The following is a 17,294-nucleotide window of genomic DNA, read 5'->3' on the forward strand; positions in this document are numbered from 1 at the left end:
ACTTTTCAACACTTCGTGCAATAACCCCTTTCTATCCAACCCCTAGCAACTGCACCCTATCCAACCCCATCGTACAAACTGAAAAGTTGCACAAAAATGACACGAAAACGTCGCAGGCGTGGAGTGGAGGAGTGCGATTTTTTGGTTGCGGGAATTTTTGTAGGCGAGACAATATTTACACCGGACCGGGCGATGGCTTGGTCGGTGGTGAGGGATCACTGGTCTTCTGCCTTCAGTGACTTGATAAGTTCATCATGGGAAACGGTTTCCTCGTCCCGGCGCTCTGCCACTGTCGCCAGGTCTTCAAGGTCTTCTATCAGCTCCTGATATTGATCCACAGGCAAAACGACTGATACCCGGTTTCCCTCGTCATCAGTTATGTATTGCGGCTTTTGTTGTGCTGGCATGGTTTTATCTCCGTTTTACGTATTTCCTGTTTTTAAGTGCTGCTGGTGGCCTGTCGGTAATCATCGAGATCCACCAGCTTTGTATCTTCACCCCTGAGAATCTTCTCCGGGAATGCGTCATACTTCTTCAGAGCTTCCCGCTTCTCTGGTAAGCGATCCGAATTATCATAGTGTTTACTCTCAATGCCGCCATCTTCCCGGCTCTGTATCAGGAAACACTGTTCTTGAGGTGCACGGCACTCAATAAGAAGGTTAGTCGCTGTTCTACATTATGGCGCGCCCCGCTATCCCCGATGAAAAGTATTTCGAGGAATTAACAAGGTTATGCACTAATGGTGAAAAACCGAAAAAAATAACTGCAACCGAATTGCAAATCGGGTTTTACGACAGTCATCAGATATAAAACATCGTTGTGTCAGTAAAGTTTCAGCACGTTTGCCATGGATATGAGAATCCACCACTATGTTTTAGTTTACTGTGCCTTTTCCTCTTGTCTATCCTCACAGCTCCTATCCATAGAAAACACAGGATAGAGTCATTAAAAGCTTACTCTTGCACGTATTGGTCTTTGTGCCTTTCGTTTGCCCGGTTGAGCCACAGACTTACCGTTTTATCGTTGATGTTGACCAGAATGGAGCTTCGACAAGCCAGTGTTTTTCTATAAAAACTGAGCCGGGCACATTATCTGCAATGCCAATGATCGATTGGAGGCCGATGCAAAACGAACCGTCACACATTATCCGCACAAACGGATATTCAGGGTCAGGCACACCAACCGATGACAAACCCTGCAGGCGAAACAAACTTCAGATCATCACTTTGATGTACGGAACGGGCGGCAGTAACTATTCCCGGACAACGGGGCCAGAGGATCATGGGCAGTCATTCAATAGACATTCAGAAAAATCGCATTATCTATACGACAACGGCAATAATGATGAAAATTCGGACCGGCCCCCCGATTTCCAACACAGCCTCAACGAAAATTGCTATGAACAGCCCTGTTGTCAACGACAAGGACGCTGCATCTTCGCTCCCTCTACAAGTATCTGGTGTCGTTCAACCTCAGACGACTCTTTCGCTTGCAGAACAGATGTCTCTTTGCAAACGGGCGATCAGGCGTCTGACCCGGCAAGCCATCCTGCTGAAGGTCCGACAGTTGTCTCAGGCGCTGATAGCACAACCGGTCCATCATTAACATTAAATCCACCTCCCGCGAAAAAACAAAGGAAGGCAAGCTCGAAAAAATACCGATGTGATCACCCCGGCTGTGAAAAGTTACTTAGCACTCAAGCCTCATTGAACACTCACAAAAGGCAATATCACAGTGGTGAGCAAACCTGCCCTAACTGTCAGAAGACTCTGCCAAACGCCAGAGGCCTGTCGGTTCACACAAGGCAATATCACAGTGGAGAGCGAAACTGCCCTGAGTGCCAGAATACGCTGCCAAACGCACAAGCCCTGTCGGTTCACAAAAGAAAAGATCATACCCCAGAGCAAACCTGTCCTGAGTGTCAGAGGATTCTGCTAAACGTTCATGCCCTGTCGGTTCACAAGAGTCAATATCATACCGGAGAGCGAACCTGCCCTGGGTGCCAGAAGATCCTGCCAAACACTCAAGCCCTGACGGATCACAAAAGAAAAGAACACACCCCAGTGCAAACCTGCCCTGAGTGCCAGAAGACCCTGTCAAACGCGAAAGCCCTCTCGAAGCACAAAAGTCAATATCACACCGGAGAGCAAACCTGCCCTGGATGCCAGAAGGCCCTGCCAAACGCGAAAGCCCTGTCGGCTCACAAAAGTCAATATCACTCCGGAGAGCAAACCTGCCCTGAGTGCCGGAAGACCCTGCCAAATGCGAAAGCCCTGTCGGTTCACAAAAGAAGAGATCACACCCCAGAACAAACCTGCCCTGAGTGCCAGAAGACTCTGCCAAACGCTCAAGCCCTGTCTGATCACAGAAGGAAGCACCGAAAATGAAAGCTTGATGATACAAACCGGAATACACTTACGAAGTAACCCAATCACCGATAGCCCGTTCAGATTTCCCACTTCACACTGACAGAAAAGTTTCTGCCGGGCTGAGTATAACGGCTAAGCCCATCATAGGTGCCGGAAAGACCACGCACGTCATCCCAATGCCAGTATTTCTTGTCAGTCATATTGAAAATGCCGGCGGTCAGGGTCACTTCTTTTATCGGCTTGTAGTAAGTGGTTATATCCACAAGGCCATAGCCGGGTGTTGCGAACTGTTCGCCCCCTGTTTCACTCTCGTCTGAAGCAATATCGCTGTTAGAGATATCATCTTTATCTTTAGCGGCGACCAGAGTCCACATTACAGCCCCGCCCCGGTTTTCACTGGGTGAATCATAGGCCAGTCCAATAACAGCGGTGAGCGGAGCAATGCTGTTGAGGGGGGCGTCTTTAAATAATTCTCCCTTATCATTCGAGAAAGTGCCCTGACCTTGGCTCCAGGCAACCGCTGCCTTCAAGCTTGATCCAATGGGTGCTCCAGCGGCTTCATCCAGCCAGAGCTGGCCTTTCAGCTCAAGACCCTTGATGGTCGTATTATCAAGATTCTGATATTGATACTGAATATCTCTCCCATCCGTTCCGAGGGGAACCATTTCAATAAAGTCATCATACCGATTGTAAAATGCAGTGATCTCTGCACTTCCAAGTCGCCCGTTCGCTCTCAGTCCTACTTCGATAGAATCGCTTTTCTCAGGCTTCAGATCAGGGTTGGGCATAACATGAATATTCATTGGGCCGACAGGTACGATTTCTTCAAAGTACATAGCAAATAAATCGGGTGTTCCAAAGCCCTGACTGTACTGTACAAACCCGGAAAACACGTCCGTGAACTTATAAACAACTCCTGTCTTTAGAGGCCAACTGTCGTATGATTTGTCTTTATACACATTTGTGTAATATTGATCCTTTTCAGTTTCAGCTGAAAAACGGTCATAACGAACACCGGGGGTCACTATCAGACGATCATTCAGCAGGGATATTTCATCCTGAAGATAGATACCCAAAGAATCCACCGTCGCCAGCGGCGCATAGCGACTAATGTCACTCTCTTCGCCAGCCGGATTCTTAACGTATGTAGTTCTGTTCAGGTTATTCTGCTCTTTTCTCTGCTGCTCCAGACCGAAGCTGATAAGATGATCGGACGATTTGAAGTCCAGCCATTTGGTCATCTTCAGATCAAACTGCCAGCTGGTTTCCTTGTATGTGTAATCCTTGTTTCTTCCCTGGGTTTCCCATTGCGGAGCACTCCCGGTCTCGACCTGCATTTCATCATAGGTCACCTGATTGGTCTCAGTTTCCTGCCAGTTCAGAGTCCACTTGAGCGTATCGAAAACCGGTACGAACGCTTCCCACTCATGAAACGCGCCAAAGCGTTGACGCTTTGTTGAATCATCTGCCTCAAACTTGCTGTAAGGTGAAGGATTTCCAGTGGGCTGTGCACCGACCATTGATAATAAATCAGTTTCTGAATTGAGCTTGCGCCACTCGGCTGTCAGACCCATACGATGAACGTCGTTCAATTGATACTGCAACTTGCCCAGCACGTTGTTGATACCGATATCCTTGGGATCAGCTTTACCCCTGGCATCACCCTTGATATCAGCACCGCCGTGGGTCCGGGTTTCTTTGGCATCGCGACGAGTGAAGATCAGCAGGTTCTCCAGGTCACCACTGCGATTGGCAAAGGTTGCTGTTTCAGTAAAAGCACTGTCAGCAGAGGAGTAACCACCCTTCAGGGATGTATAGGCGTCATCACCTTCGGGATTAAGAAAATCTTCAGGATCTTTGGTGACAAAAGCCACAACACCGCCGATGGCATCACTACCATGGACGGTGGAAGCCGGGCCTTTTAAGACCTCAACAGCCTTGATGGTTTCGAAATCAATAAAGTTTCTCCCGGAGCGCAGGAACATCTTGGTAGAATCGAAAGCTTTGGCCTGATCCACGCTGTCCACGGTAATCTTGACACGGTTAGCATCCATCCCACGAATGTTGAAGCTACCCGCACCGGTTCGGCCATCATTATTGACTGTAACTCCCGGTTCATATCGCACAAGATCATCAATGTCATTCACCATTCTCTTTTCGATGTCATCTGCCGAGGTGACATCTACACTGCTGGCGACTGAGTCCAGATTATTCTCGGTTAGGGTAGCGGATACAGTGACTTGATCCAGCAGAGTGGGTTGTGTAGACGGCAGAACTTCTTCCGCCTTTGCTGTGGCGGTAGCGACTGCCATGACAGTCAGGGCCAGATGTGTTTTTTGAATCACGGGTAGGCTCATTGTTTTGCAACCTGAAAATGAATCAGTTCTTCTGCAATCTGAACTCTGCCACCACAGGCAAGTGGTCCGAGAGCGCCTCAGCTTTTTGAACCACTCTGGCTTTCACCAGATCCAGTTTTGCTGAATGAAACAGATAATCCAGCGTCCTGTCCAGGCCCAGTTCCGGACGGGTTTTATTAGTGAACCATAGACGTTTTTCTTCTCCTGAAGCCTGCTTGGGCGAGGGAACAACCGGATACTTGTCAGTCAGCACCGATAACTCTGAGTGTTTCTGGTACCAGAACTGCTCGGAGTCATTGAGGTGTTCATATTGCCCTGGAGGAATCAAATTGAAATCGCCTCCGGTAACCCAGAGAGAGCTGGCTCCTATCTGGCCCAGCCGTTTATCCAATTGCTCTACCTGCCTTTGCATAATATCCAGACCCTGGGCAAAAGCATCCAGATGAGTGTTAATTACGGTCAGAGACTCAGCCCCCAGATTGATTCTGGTCTCCAGCAGGGCCCGGCGGGTGGTCAGGGGAAAAAGGGACTGATCAGGTATGGCAGGCAGGTCATGCCTCACAGTACTTTCAATCGCAAACCGGGAAAAGGTCAGCAGGTTAAGTCCACCCGGCTCTTTTCGGATATTCGTTGAGGCTCTTCCTTTCAGATAGCTATAGCCGGTGTAAGTACTGCAATGAAACCGGGCAGGCAGGGCATCTTTAAACCACTGGATCTGGTTCATCCTGACTCTGGGGTCCACGTCGACTTCCTGAAGCAGAAGGACATCGGGATTTTCTTCTTCAATGAGGTCTGTTATCTGCTGAAAAACAGACAATTGTTTATCAAGAGTCAGAGCTTCGCGTTTCTTTGGAGCGGTCCACAGTTCATAAATTCCCCCGGCCAGAAACTGAACATTCCAGGTCATCACCTTGATAGATTGGCCGGCTTCCAGCTTTTCCGGTGTTCCGGAGCATTGAACAGAAGGCTTGGCAAAAACAGAGCCGGTTCCCAGCCCCAGCTTAAGTAACACAGTGGTCCAGAATAACCACGAATGAAAAAAAGAGGTCTTCGAAAATGAAGGCATAGCGACGCCCTGAATGGATAAACGTCAGGTCAGCAGGAGCCTGCTCTCAATCAGCCCCGGATTGCCGACCATGGATACCCAGTATAGATAGTGGAGACAAGCCTGTTGCTCCTTGCACAGATGTACAGCCGACCATTCACCACAGTGGCTTTGATGGTATTCAGGGCAGCAAGGTTTTCTCAGGGATTTCTCGATAAGCGACAGTATTTTTTTTGTAATTCTAAATGTCTTCAGCACATTATTTAGTCACTGTCGTTGAATGTGGGGTAGAAATCTCATTTGACGACGTGAAAAAGACATTTAACAGATGCACATTAAATAGGTACACTTTGCCTGCACTTCAACGACACCAAGGAATGTAGCCGTGTATAAAAAACGACAGTTACTGGCTTTTGTAATTTCCACCGGGCTGGCCGCTTCAGTTTCTGCCAATGAAGGACGCTGGTACATCAACCCTGCAATTGGTCTTCAGAACTTTGACTCTGATCGCAATCTGGATGACGCCACCACACTGACTCTGGGGGGTGAATACCGCTTTAACGACCAATGGGCCACAGAGCTGAGATTTCTCGACAGCAATGCTGACAGCAGAATTGGAGATACTGACGTCAACCAGTATTACCTGGATGCTCTCTACTACTTCAGGCCCATGACGGCCAAGTGGCAACCTTTTGCCATTCTGGGTGTGGGCCATGGGGAATTTGAAGGCAAGCTCAATGATTCTCAGGAAACACAGGCCAATGCCGGCGTTGGTGTCCGCTATGCCATTAACGAAAACTGGTCGCTGCGCGGGGATGTTAGAGGTATCCACGGAGCCGACGACAGCACCTGGGACAGTCTGGTCAACGTCGGAATCAGTTACGCCTTCGGTGGCAGTTCAGCACCTGCGCCAGCGCCTGTTGAGGCAGATACTGATCAGGACGGTGTGACTGACAGTCGTGACAACTGCCCAAATACACCAGCCGGTGCGCCGGTTGATGCCAATGGCTGTGCACTGGACAGCGATAAAGACGATGTTCCGGATTATATGGATCAGTGTCCGAACACACCCGAAGGTCGCAAAGTCGACGACAATGGCTGCAAGATTGCACTGGTAAAAGACATCAGCATGAAGCTCAGTGTCAACTTTGCTACCAACTCTGCCGTGGTAACCGGCGAGATTGATAACATTGACGAAGTCGTGCAATTCCTGAAAGCCTACCCCGATGTACCTGTTGAGATTGCAGGCTATACCGACAACACAGGTGCTGCGCAATACAACAAAAACTTGTCACAGCGTCGTGCAGATGCCGTTCGCAACATTCTCGTCAATGATTACGGTATTGCAGGCGACAGTATCACCGCCGTTGGTTATGGTGAAGCTCAGCCTGTTGCCAGCAATGAAACAGCTGAAGGACGTGCTGCCAACCGCCGGGTTGAAGCCACTCTGAAGCACAAGATCAAGCAGTAGTTCTGGCGAGGAGAGTTCATTCGGAACTCTCCTCTTCTCAGTCCAACCGGACACCTCCTCTCATCGGCACCGAACAGCTTCATGCAACATGTTTAAGTGCCACCATCAAGGCACCTTTTTCAGGTTGTTGAGTGAGGCCAGATCACCGGTTGCTTTCTCGCCGTTCATATCCAGTTTCATTAGTGTGTTTTCACCAACGAAATATTGGTTTGGAGCTGACTCGTTAAGCAACGTGATGATATTACCCGATTTATTCCAACTGAATTTACCTTCAGATTTGGTGGGTTCGCCTCCTTTGCCTTCGTACACCTCTAGCAATGAGTATGTGCCGTCTTTATTCAGCGTTAGCGTTGTGTCAACGCCTGCACAATCTGCACAGGGAAGTTTACCTTTGTAAACACCACTCCAATCGAGAGCGTTTTGCGCGTTGTGCCCAGAGTCGACGGGCGTGTCGGTGCTGGTTACTTGATTTTCTTCAATGGGTGTTACATCAATTGCGCTTTCTAGTTCTATGACATCAGGAACCTCAACCGCAGTCGTCTCCGGAGGTTTCTCGTCCTGACAGCCTGCCAGAATGATGACCGCACCCATTAGCGCCAGTAGTGTCTTTTTCATTTTATGCCTCTCCAAATCAATGAGTTGACATACCAAAATGATCTCGTCGCAAGTGTGCCAAGGTCACTTGGCTATACCGTGCTAATAATAGACCTGTTTCCCATACCTTCGTTAGAACAAGGCAAACCATTAAACAGCCTTCATGACCTATCTTCATCTTATAATATAAATGATAATGATTTGCATTTAGTTTGTGTTTTGCATATTATCCGACACCATCATCACGAGCGCTTCGGGGTATTCAGAATAGAGCGCTTGTGTGACTGATCTCTATAAAGAATCATCCAATAGCAGTACACATAGGCAAACAATGACGTTTAGCAAAAGTAGACTGGCAATTGCTGTAATGGCAGTGTCTTCCGGTTTTGTATATGCAGAAAGTGCATCTCAGACTGACGCAACCCTGCTCAATCAGGTAACAGTTACTGCCACCCGGTCTGAAAAAGACATCAATGATGTGGCCCAAACGATTGAAGTCGTAGACCAGTATCAGATCCGGCAGGAACAACCTGAGTCTGTGGCTCAAGCCGTTAAGTCTCTGCCAAACGTTTCTGTCAGTGGTGGCCCTCGTGCGAATTCCCAGAGCATCAATATTCGTGGTCTGGAAGGCACTCGTGTTCTTCAGATCACCGATGGTGCCCGTCAAAACTTCTCCAATGGTCACCGTGGGACTTATTTCACAGACCCGGAACTGCTGAAGTCTATCGAGGTGGTTAAGGGTCCATCCAGTAACCTGTGGGGTTCAGGTGCAATCGGTGGTGTGGTTGTACAAAACACCAAAACCGCAGAAGAGATGCTGGAACCTGGTGAAACGTTAGGTGGCTATATATCCCAGGGCTTCCACAGCAACAACAATGAATCTCGCACCAGTGGTTCGCTTTACGGTGTGAATGATAACTTCGACTGGTTGCTTAATGGTTACTACAACGACGGTGGTAACTACGAAACAGGGACCAGCGGCGAAGGTAATGGCGACGACGTAGAAAACTCCGGCTCCCGCGAGCAGGGTGCTATGGCCAAACTGGGCTGGCAGCTGAATGACGACAGTCGTCTTGAGTTTAAGGCTCAGCAGGCTCAAACCAATGCCAAGGTTCCCAGCAACCCGGCAACAAATGTTGGCAGTAGTTCCCCATTGATTACTCAGGAAACCAGCAACACCAACCTTTCTGCTGCTTATCTTTTTAATCCTGACAGTGCTCTGATCGATAGCAAATTCCAGCTGTTTTACAACGATACCGAGTTCGACGAGTATCGAATTGAAAAGGGACAGACTGACAATACCCATTACAAAACTCTGGGCACAGCCTTTACAAACCTATCAAAGCTGACTCATTTTGATCTGACCTATGGTCTGGATGCCTACAGAAACACGATTGAAACCGTTCGGGATGATTCCGGAATTGGTGACCGTCCGGAAGCTCTGGATGGTGAGTCTACCACCGCTGGTGCATTCGTTCAGGCCGACGTTCCTCTGGCCAAAGCCTGGACATTGCAAACCGGTGTTCGCTATGACCGTTTTGAGGCCAGGGACAATCGTTCTGACTCCGACATTGATGAGAAGAAGCAAACTGACGACGCTGTATCTCCCTCTGTTGCCCTTATCTGGGACACCACGGACTGGCTGACTCTGACGGCCAGTTACAATGAAGCCTTCCGCGCGCCGAGTATGGAAGAGATGTTCTCGACAGGAACGCACTTTGCAACTCCAGTTGGCACCAATACATTCGTACCCAACCCGGACCTCAAACCTGAAGAAGCCAAGAACAAGGAAATCTCAGCTCGGATGAATTTTGCTGATCTTCTGGGTGATGATGAGCTGACTATTACAGCCAACGTTTTCCAAAACGATGTGGATAACTTCATTACGCAGTTTGTTTATGATCCAAACTGGATTGGCATGCCAACCAAAACAACCTGGGAAAACGTTGATGAAGCCCGCCTGAAAGGTTTTGAGCTGGCCGGTAAATACCGCTACCAGAATGTCGAACTGGGTCTGTCCTACGGTCAGACCCGTGGTGAAGACAAGAAGACCGGCGAATACCTGGATAACATCCCGGCCGACAAAGTCGTTGCAGATGCTGCCTACCTGATGCTTCAGGGTGACCTGAAAATTGGCTCACGCTACACCTATGTCAGTGCTCAGGAAGATATTCGTTCCGATTACGATGGCCCATCCTCATACGGCAGCTACGATCTGGTTGACCTGTATGCGAGCTATGAGCCGACCACTGGCGCGCTTAAAGGCATCAAGACCGATCTGACCGTCAACAACCTGACGAATGAGTACTACATTTCTGCTTGGGAAACACTCTATGAGCCAGGCCGCAACATCAAACTGAACGTGCGTTACATGTTCTGAACGTACCCACCCTTGCCGGGCACCTGCCCGGCATTTCTCTCTCGCAGAGACCAGTAAAAACATCGGACTGTCTTGACGAATATGACAGCCTCGACCAAACAGAACTCACCCTGCAAAAAGGGTAAGAGCTGTGATCCGCCAACCCTCTGGTATTTATTGAACATGCACTCAATAAATGCGAATTATTATCATTTGATTTATTGAATACATCTCAAAGTTGCAGTAATCTTCATTCGCCCATGCACAAGTAAACTGATTATGTCTCGAACGCTGCTACTCACATTGATCATTTCCATTTCCGTACATATTGCAGCGGCGATCTACCATGGTCAGCAGGAAGTTCAGCAGACTAAAGTGGCTCAGGGCAGTATCAAAGCACCTGTCAGCATAACCTTTTCTTCAGTGCAGCAGGCTGCTCTCGAGCCGGAGCCTGTCAGGGAGACCCCTGAACCTGTCGAAAAAAAGCCAGAGCCCATCAAGAAGCCAAAGCCAAAGCCAAAGAAAAACGTCGTCAAGATCGCGGAACCAGAGCCGCAACCTGAAAAGCCCGAAGTTAAAAAAGAACCTGAGCCAGAAGAGGTGGTCGAGAAAAAAACGGAACTGCCCAAAAAAGAAGTAGAGCCTCAGGAAGAGCCTCTCGCTGAAACTCAGGTCGTCAAAACCACCACAGAAAAGACTGAAGTAGAAGGTCTCAGCAATGAGCCTGTTTTCGTTTCCAGGCCCGCTATTCGCAAGTCCGTCCCCCCCAGATACCCGCGCATTGCTCAACGGAGAAACCAGCAGGGCGTCGTGATGCTGGAGGTCGTAGTAGATATTGAAGGCCATGCAATGAACATAAAAGTGCTGGAATCATCCGGTTTCAAGCTTCTCGACCAGTCTGCCATTGCAGCGGTCGAAGACTGGGAGTTCGAACCACAGAAGCGTAACAACCGACTGGTGGCTTCCCGGGTACATATTCCCGTGGCATTCCAACTGAATTAACAGCCTTTGGCTTAGCCACAGGCTACAGAAGATTTTGAAGATATAAGGCAGGTATTAATTGATGTTACCGGAACAGATCTCAGAACCAGGACTCATGGGCTGGCCCCTGGTCATTATTTCCTGCATCAGTCTGGCTCTGATTCTGGAAAGGCTGATTACGTTTATTCTGCTGCCCAGCCTTAACAAAAAAAGCATGAACACCCTGCTCAATGAAGTTCGCGGCTGCTCTCACTGCAACAACAGCCAGAACAAACTCTGCAAAAACCTTGTTGCCGGTAAAGGGGTTCGCAAGGGTATCGCTATTCTGCTGAGCCACAATGACTGTGACAAGGCCATGCGTGAAGAGTTGGCTGGCCTCTGGCTCCTGAAACAAAAAAACGCCCTTCATGCCTGGCTGAAACCACTGATGCTGATTGGCATTCTGGCGCCTATGCTGGGACTGCTCGGTACTGTTCTTGGCCTGATTGGTATGTTCCAGGGCATTTCTGAAGTACAGGGCCCGGTCACACCTGACGTTCTGGCTGGTGGCCTCTGGGAAGCGATGTTCACTACCGCATTTGGCCTTATGGTGGCTATTCCCTCTCTGGCCGCCGCTCACGGTTTTGGCATTTGGGCGAACCACTATGTCTCCAAACTGGAGTTTGCCCTGAACCACGCCAACCTGCTGCTGGAAGGCCTGAAAATGAACGACGACGGTATTGCTCTCAATCAGGAAACCGGCATCTGCCCTGAGGCCGTTGCAGCATGATTCGTATTTCCGATAGAGACGAAACAAACGCTTCTTTCTCCGCGGCGGACCTGACACCGCTGCTCGATGTTGTTTTTATCGTCATGGTTTTCCTTCTGTTCACAGCCAACGTGCAAACCCTGAGTCTGCCGGTGAACCTGCCTGAGGCCAGCCGTGAAGAAGCCGCTCTTACCGAAGAGCCCAAAACACTCACCGTCAGTATTCTGGCAAAAGGCCAGCCCTGGGCACTGGAAGATCATAAATACGACAGCTTTGAAGTGTTTAGTCAGGCGCTGCTGGCTCGGGTCAGGAAAGCACCTGATACCATGGTCCTGATCGCAGGCGATCAGGAAGCGCCTTTGGGCAACCTGGTTGAGTTAATGATGTTTTTGAGTGAGCACGAAATTACTGCCGCACAAGTTCTTATGGAGGAGAAGAGTCCATGAACAAAACAATTGTAAAGAAACTTCTGGTCCCTCTGGCAATGGCTGCCCTGCTGCCACTGTCTTTCTCCACAACGGCAGTAGTGATCAACACTCAGAACAACGGTTCAGCAGACGAGAAGCGCATTATTTCTGCCGGCAGTGGCATTACTGAAATCATTTATGCTTTGGGTGCTGGCGATCAGCTGGTGGCTGTTGACCTGACCAGTAACTATCCTCCGCAGGTTAACAAACTGCCCAAGCTCGGCTATCACAAGCAGCTCTCTGCCGAAGGTATTCTGGCACTGCAGCCTGACATGCTGATTGGTACAGACGACATGGGGCCAGAAACTACCCTCACTCAGCTGGAAATGGCAGGTCTGGAAGTAGAATCCTATGCCACCAAATACTCGGCTGAAAGTATCCATCAGCGAATCCGTTCATTAGCTACACTGCTGGACAAAGAGAAGGAAGGGAAAGCCCTCTGGCGCGCTATTGACAGCGACCTGAAAGCCGCTAGAGAAATAGCTGACGGCAAAGATAAGCCCAGAGTCCTGTTCTTGCTCGCTATGGAAGGCAGAAACCCATCCGTTTCCGGTGCCGGTACCGAGGCCAATGCCCTGATCAAGCTGGCCGGTGGCTTTAATCCTGCAGAAGCTCAGTTCAACAGTTATAAACCTCTGTCCAATGAATCGCTGTTGACCCTTGCCCCTGATGTGATTATCTATTCGGATCGTGGCCGCGGATTCACGATGGAACAGTTGCTGGACAGCCAGCCTGTTTTGAAACAGACACCTGCGGGTAAAAATGCCCGTGTCATTCCCGTAGACGGTCGGTTACTGCTGGGTGGTCTGGGTCCAAGAACCGGCGAAACCGCTCTGAGTCTGGCCAAGGCCTTTTACCCGGAATCCTGATCACCGCCACTGAGAACAACAATGAACCGTAGTCGTAAATCGGCACTGTTGCTGATCGTGCTGGCAGTGCTCCTGCCAGCTGTCATTGTACTGTCTGTGGGGACCGGTCCGGTCGCCATTGCACCTCTGGATATTATCTACATTCTTTTGGATCGGCTGGACATCACTGACAGCCAGGTATCTGACCAGACTCGTCTAATCGTAGAATCCATCCGTATCCCAAGAACACTGATGGGTGTCATGATTGGCAGCTCTCTGGCGATTGCCGGTGCAGCCATGCAGGGTTTGTTCAGAAACCCGCTGGCTGATCCCAGTATTATCGGTGTATCCAGCGGTGCAGCCCTTGGTGCGGGTATCGGTATTGTTCTGGGATCGGCGCTTTTCGCAGGATTCTCCAGCCCACTGCTCATGGATTACAGCGTCTCTCTGCTGGCTTTTGGCGGTGGTGTTCTTACGACCTGGATCGTTTATAAGATGGGTACCACCAGCAATGGTACCTCTGTCGCTACCATGTTGTTGGCCGGTGTAGCCATTTCTGCTCTGGCAGGCGCAGGTATGGGAATCCTGAATTACATTGCCGACGATGCCACTCTCAGAAGCCTGACCTTCTGGCAAATGGGTAGCATTGGTGGCGCCAACTGGAACTCGGTCCTGCTCTGCTTCACCCTGCTGGGTCCTGTTATTTTCTCGTTGTGTCGGTACGGACAGGTTCTCAATGCCGTGCTGCTGGGTGAATCCGAAGCCAGACATCTGGGCATTGATGTCCAGAAAACCAAGCTGAAATTGATTCTGGTGACTGCCATGGCCGTCGGTGTGTCTGTATCGGTAGCCGGCATCATTGGCTTTGTCGGGCTGGTTGTTCCTCACCTGATTCGCCTGATGGCAGGACCTGATCACAGAACACTGTTACCCGCCTCAGCCATGCTGGGTGGTATTCTGCTGCTGGCAGCCGACATGATTGCCAGAACCGCTGTCGCCCCCGCTGAATTGCCCATTGGTATTGTCACCGCCCTGATGGGGGCCCCGTTCTTCATGTCTCTGTTGTGGCAGCAACGCAAGAGGATTGCCTGATGAGTTGTCTCAAGGTTCAGAATGCCACAGTGCAGATCGGTGAAAAGATACTGCTTGATGATGTCAGTCTTTCAGTCGCTCCCGGTGAAGTAGTCACTGTTCTGGGCCCTAACGGGGCTGGCAAAAGTACCCTGATGAAAGTCATCAGTGGTGAGCAAAAGCCTTCTTCTGGCAATGTACAATTGAATGGCAGAAATGATTGGTCGCTGCAGCAACAAGCTTTGATGCTGGGCGTGTTAACCCAGTCTTCCTCTCTGAGTTTTCCGTTCACTGTTGAAGAAGTGGTCATTCTGGGACGCATTCCCTGCTCGACAGACCGAACTCAAAACCTGGCCATCGTTGAAGCGGCTCTGAAAGAAGTCGATGGTCTACACCTGAGAGATCGTCGGTACACTACCCTTTCCGGTGGTGAACGACAGAGGGTTCATATGGCCAGGGTGTTGGCCCAGATCTGGGACGAAACGGATTTTGGCAAACGCTACCTCTTGCTGGACGAACCCACATCAGCACTGGACCCGGCTCATCAGCAACTGACTCTGAAAATGGCCCGCAAACAGGCTGAGAAAGGTGTAGGCGTAATGGTCATTCTGCACGACCTTAACCTGGCAGCCCGTTACTCAGACCGTCTGGTTATTCTTAAAGAAGGCGGTTTAGCAGCCCAGGGAACACCCCATGAAGTGTTGACTGCCGAAACGTTACAAGCCGTGTTTGATGTGGATGTTACGATTTCAAAGCATCCTGTGCATAACTGTCCTTTGGTAATCAATAATTAATCTCTGTTGAGATCATTTCACAATTTCTCATCCCCCTCGAACGTAGGGATGGGAAATTGCTTCCTTCAATTCATTAATGATAATCCATGAACAATGTTAGGGCATAACAGGCCATTCGAACTCAATAATATTCGTTTCCTTTGCCAACCTCTCTAAATTCTTCCTCAAGCAACCGGTCCCACTCCTTCTGATTTTTTTTATGTTTTCTCATGTTAGCAAGATAGATATCCTGCCAATTTTTCTCATCGTGGTGTTTAGATAACAATTTTTTAAATGCCTCGGTTGTTAAGGGGCTAACGGCAATATTTTGATGACGCAAACAGTGTTTGGCTATTGTTAATTGACTCTTTTCTGAGCATTCTTCCCAGAATTGATGAATATAACCCCGGTACTCTTTAAGGCAAACCAAACAAAGAAAAGCTTTGTAACGTCGCATTGCAACCAGGGGCAGGCCCTCTGTTTTCAGAGATGAGATTGAGTTGTTTTGTGCACTGTCTCTACTGGCCTCAGGAATCTCCTTCCAGCAATCTTCATGCTCATCCGTGCTGTTGGCATTGACTCCAAAGTCTATGTATTGATCATTAGATTCAGGGGACAGAACAAGATTAATAACATTTAGCATCAACGCCAAAACCGCTTCACGGGAATAATCATTATCTGCGACGCTACGGAGGTTAAATAATTCTTCAAATGGCTCACCTTGCAGCCCCTCATAATTTCCTTTTTTCAGAAAGATGGCTCTGAAATCAAAATAAACATCTTTGAGATCTTTGATTTTGCAATCATAGAATTCCCGATTATTCTCAACAAAATTTATTGCATTAGTAATATTCTGAAAGTCAATCTCAAACAGTCCATTAATAATTCCAATAAGTTGCTGTGGATAAAAACTCTTGATTTCATCAATATGTCGGGACAGAATTTCCCGACTTAAATCATCCAGCGGTGCTGAGCCGAAGCGTAGACAAGAATTTTTCCCCATCACCTGCAGCCATTGTTCCAGATTGAACTCATTGTTCTCATTAACACACGATTCATATAGAATTCGGGAAAGCTGGCATGTACTTTCAAGTACCAGACCATTCTTACTACCCGGAATGAAAAAACGAGCATTGTCTAATACCGATGTTGAAAGCCGCTCACCTTCAAAAGAACATTTGATGAAAAGGCCATCTTCAACAATGGCACTGTTAAACAGTTCTGTATTGAGTTTACACTCCTCAAATGAAACGGATTGCAACACTGTCCCCTTCATTGAACAGCCGCTGAAATCAATCCCGGTTAACTTATGTGGCCATCCTTTCAGCTTAAAACCATCCAGGGAATCCAGCTTGCCCTCCAGCAGTTGTGGGTTTTGCTCAAACAACAACTGTATGCGCTCTACACCACAAATCTTGACGAGACTCTGGATGCCTTTGTGAAACGGGCTGTCTTTACAGGTTAACTCATGGTAAAGAACTGACCAGGATTGTGGAAAAAGCTGTTCCAGCGGGCGCCCGTCGGGCCAGTGGCTAAAACGTTTCCTTAGCATACGCAACAATCGCCCGTGGCTTTCGGGAGAACTCATCTCAAGCATGTTCAACTCATCAGACAAAGACACAGGATTGGAAAAACGGGTCTCTTGTGACTGACAATGCCGAACCACACTTTGATAGTCGTCGGCTGAATGCGTAATGGTTTTCTCATTACGGGCAAAGGCATCCAAACCAAGGAATCCCGACCTGATTTGGCTTTGATCTCTGTAAATTTGTGCATCCAAACGGCCGAGTGTTGCAGAATTCAAGCGCATACACATGACCCCACCACGACTTTGCCTGGATTTATCCGCCAGTTCCTCCTCCATAACTCGGGAAAATGCATATTCGGTGTCGCATTTCATCCTGCGTGTCGAAATATTCCGATTCGGTTCCATCCCGATTTGAGTACGTCGTTCAAAGGAGCTCAGGGCACTTTCATTTTCCAGAATATCGGTCACAATCTGTTCATTGTTCCGTCGCCGCGATGCAGAATAGTTTATATCGTGCCCGGGGCAGAACTTTCTGGCGGGGCTTGCCGAAATGCCATGGGGCAAACCCGAGCGGTAATGCACCAGACGTCCTGCGCGAATACGACAATGGATTTCCCAATCGAGCAATTCTTCGTCACTGAAGTTCAGCAATTCTTTAAGAAAGGCTTTTTTGCAGGTGTTTA

15 protein-coding genes are annotated in these 17,294 nt (G+C 48.9%); 9 read left to right on the forward strand and 6 right to left on the reverse strand.

All coding sequences use genetic code 11. The features are described from left to right. Positions 1-215: 215 nt before the first annotated feature. Positions 216-407: a hypothetical protein gene (locus KBW69_RS13575; RefSeq protein ID WP_257253021.1), complete on the reverse strand. Its 192-nt coding sequence runs from the start codon at positions 405-407 to the stop codon at positions 216-218. 552 nt (positions 408-959) lie between these two features. Between KBW69_RS13575 and KBW69_RS13580 the strand changes: the two genes are divergently transcribed. After that, positions 960-2,387 carry a C2H2-type zinc finger protein gene (locus KBW69_RS13580; RefSeq protein ID WP_257281200.1) on the forward strand — a complete coding sequence of 476 codons (1,428 nt, stop codon included), beginning with the start codon at positions 960-962 and terminating at the stop codon, positions 2,385-2,387. A gap of 59 nt (positions 2,388-2,446) precedes the next feature. On the opposite strand, the gene KBW69_RS13585 is transcribed toward KBW69_RS13580, so the two are convergent. The 3 genes from KBW69_RS13585 to KBW69_RS13595 are packed head-to-tail and all read right to left on the reverse strand — an operon-like array spanning position 2,447 to position 6,029. Continuing rightward, positions 2,447-4,726 (reverse strand): TonB-dependent hemoglobin/transferrin/lactoferrin family receptor, encoded by a 2,280-nt coding sequence (locus tag KBW69_RS13585; protein WP_257255549.1) that lies wholly within the window; start codon positions 4,724-4,726, stop codon positions 2,447-2,449. 22 nt (positions 4,727-4,748) lie between these two features. Continuing rightward, positions 4,749-5,792, reverse strand: coding sequence for an endonuclease/exonuclease/phosphatase family protein (locus tag KBW69_RS13590; protein WP_257255548.1), 1,044 nt, complete (start codon positions 5,790-5,792; stop codon positions 4,749-4,751). A 24-nt stretch (positions 5,793-5,816) separates the two neighbouring features. After that, a complete protein-coding gene (locus tag KBW69_RS13595) occupies positions 5,817-6,029 on the reverse strand; it encodes a hypothetical protein (RefSeq protein WP_257281201.1) in 213 nt (70 codons plus the stop codon). A 127-nt stretch (positions 6,030-6,156) separates the two neighbouring features. On the opposite strand from KBW69_RS13595, the gene KBW69_RS13600 reads away from it, so the two are divergent. Next, entirely contained in the window at positions 6,157-7,242 is a 1,086-nt protein-coding gene (locus tag KBW69_RS13600; protein ID WP_257255547.1) for an OmpA family protein, read from the forward strand. Between the two features lie 105 nt (positions 7,243-7,347). On the opposite strand, the gene KBW69_RS13605 is transcribed toward KBW69_RS13600, so the two are convergent. Further along, entirely contained in the window at positions 7,348-7,857 is a 510-nt protein-coding gene (locus tag KBW69_RS13605; protein ID WP_257281202.1) for a copper resistance protein NlpE, read from the reverse strand. A gap of 259 nt (positions 7,858-8,116) precedes the next feature. Between KBW69_RS13605 and KBW69_RS13610 the strand changes: the two genes are divergently transcribed. From KBW69_RS13610 to KBW69_RS13640, 7 genes are all read left to right on the forward strand, one after another. After that, a complete protein-coding gene (locus KBW69_RS13610; protein ID WP_257281203.1) occupies positions 8,117-10,216 on the forward strand; it encodes a TonB-dependent hemoglobin/transferrin/lactoferrin family receptor in 2,100 nt (699 codons plus the stop codon). A gap of 258 nt (positions 10,217-10,474) precedes the next feature. Then, on the forward strand, positions 10,475-11,197 hold the full coding sequence (locus tag KBW69_RS13615; protein WP_257281204.1) for an energy transducer TonB: 723 nt from the start codon (positions 10,475-10,477) through the stop codon (positions 11,195-11,197). Between the two features lie 61 nt (positions 11,198-11,258). After that, the gene (locus KBW69_RS13620) at positions 11,259-11,945 is read left to right on the forward strand and encodes a MotA/TolQ/ExbB proton channel family protein (RefSeq protein WP_257276379.1); all 687 of its coding nucleotides are present in this window, start codon (positions 11,259-11,261) and stop codon (positions 11,943-11,945) included. Next, positions 11,942-12,370: a biopolymer transporter ExbD gene (locus KBW69_RS13625; protein WP_257255542.1), complete on the forward strand. Its 429-nt coding sequence runs from the start codon at positions 11,942-11,944 to the stop codon at positions 12,368-12,370. Before KBW69_RS13620 ends, KBW69_RS13625 begins: the two co-directional genes overlap by 4 nt. Continuing rightward, a complete protein-coding gene (locus KBW69_RS13630) occupies positions 12,367-13,260 on the forward strand; it encodes a hemin ABC transporter substrate-binding protein (RefSeq protein ID WP_257281205.1) in 894 nt (297 codons plus the stop codon). The genes KBW69_RS13625 and KBW69_RS13630 overlap by 4 nt, the downstream gene beginning before the upstream one ends. Before the next feature lie 21 nt (positions 13,261-13,281). Then, complete coding sequence (locus KBW69_RS13635; protein WP_257281206.1) at positions 13,282-14,331, forward strand: iron ABC transporter permease; 1,050 nt, start codon at positions 13,282-13,284, stop codon at positions 14,329-14,331. Further along, positions 14,331-15,104: a heme ABC transporter ATP-binding protein gene (locus tag KBW69_RS13640; protein WP_257281207.1), complete on the forward strand. Its 774-nt coding sequence runs from the start codon at positions 14,331-14,333 to the stop codon at positions 15,102-15,104. The genes KBW69_RS13635 and KBW69_RS13640 overlap by 1 nt, the downstream gene beginning before the upstream one ends. Before the next feature lie 121 nt (positions 15,105-15,225). Here the strand turns inward: KBW69_RS13640 and KBW69_RS13645 are convergent. Beyond that, the coding region (locus tag KBW69_RS13645; RefSeq protein WP_257281208.1) for a hypothetical protein at positions 15,226-17,294 on the reverse strand (2,069 nt) is incomplete at its 5' end.

The sequence above is a fragment of the Endozoicomonas sp. ISHI1 genome (assembly GCF_024606225.1).
Classification (GTDB): domain Bacteria; phylum Pseudomonadota; class Gammaproteobacteria; order Pseudomonadales; family Endozoicomonadaceae; genus Endozoicomonas_A.

Bases quoted from the DNA above. Each gene is read 5' to 3' on its own strand.
- KBW69_RS13590 (WP_257255548.1), bottom strand. From the start codon at position 5,792: ATGCCTTCATTTTCGAAGACCTCTTTTTTTCATTCGTGGTTATTCTGG.
- KBW69_RS13605 (WP_257281202.1), bottom strand. From the start codon at position 7,857: ATGAAAAAGACACTACTGGCGCTAATGGGTGCGGTCATCATTCTGGCA.
- KBW69_RS13625 (WP_257255542.1), top strand. From the start codon at position 11,942: ATGATTCGTATTTCCGATAGAGACGAAACAAACGCTTCTTTCTCCGCG.
- KBW69_RS13635 (WP_257281206.1), top strand. From the start codon at position 13,282: ATGAACCGTAGTCGTAAATCGGCACTGTTGCTGATCGTGCTGGCAGTG.
- KBW69_RS13640 (WP_257281207.1), top strand. From the start codon at position 14,331: ATGAGTTGTCTCAAGGTTCAGAATGCCACAGTGCAGATCGGTGAAAAG.
- KBW69_RS13585 (WP_257255549.1), bottom strand. From the start codon at position 4,726: ATGAGCCTACCCGTGATTCAAAAAACACATCTGGCCCTGACTGTCATG.
- KBW69_RS13575 (WP_257253021.1), bottom strand. From the start codon at position 407: ATGCCAGCACAACAAAAGCCGCAATACATAACTGATGACGAGGGAAAC.
- KBW69_RS13615 (WP_257281204.1), top strand. From the start codon at position 10,475: ATGTCTCGAACGCTGCTACTCACATTGATCATTTCCATTTCCGTACAT.
- KBW69_RS13630 (WP_257281205.1), top strand. From the start codon at position 12,367: ATGAACAAAACAATTGTAAAGAAACTTCTGGTCCCTCTGGCAATGGCT.
- KBW69_RS13620 (WP_257276379.1), top strand. From the start codon at position 11,259: ATGTTACCGGAACAGATCTCAGAACCAGGACTCATGGGCTGGCCCCTG.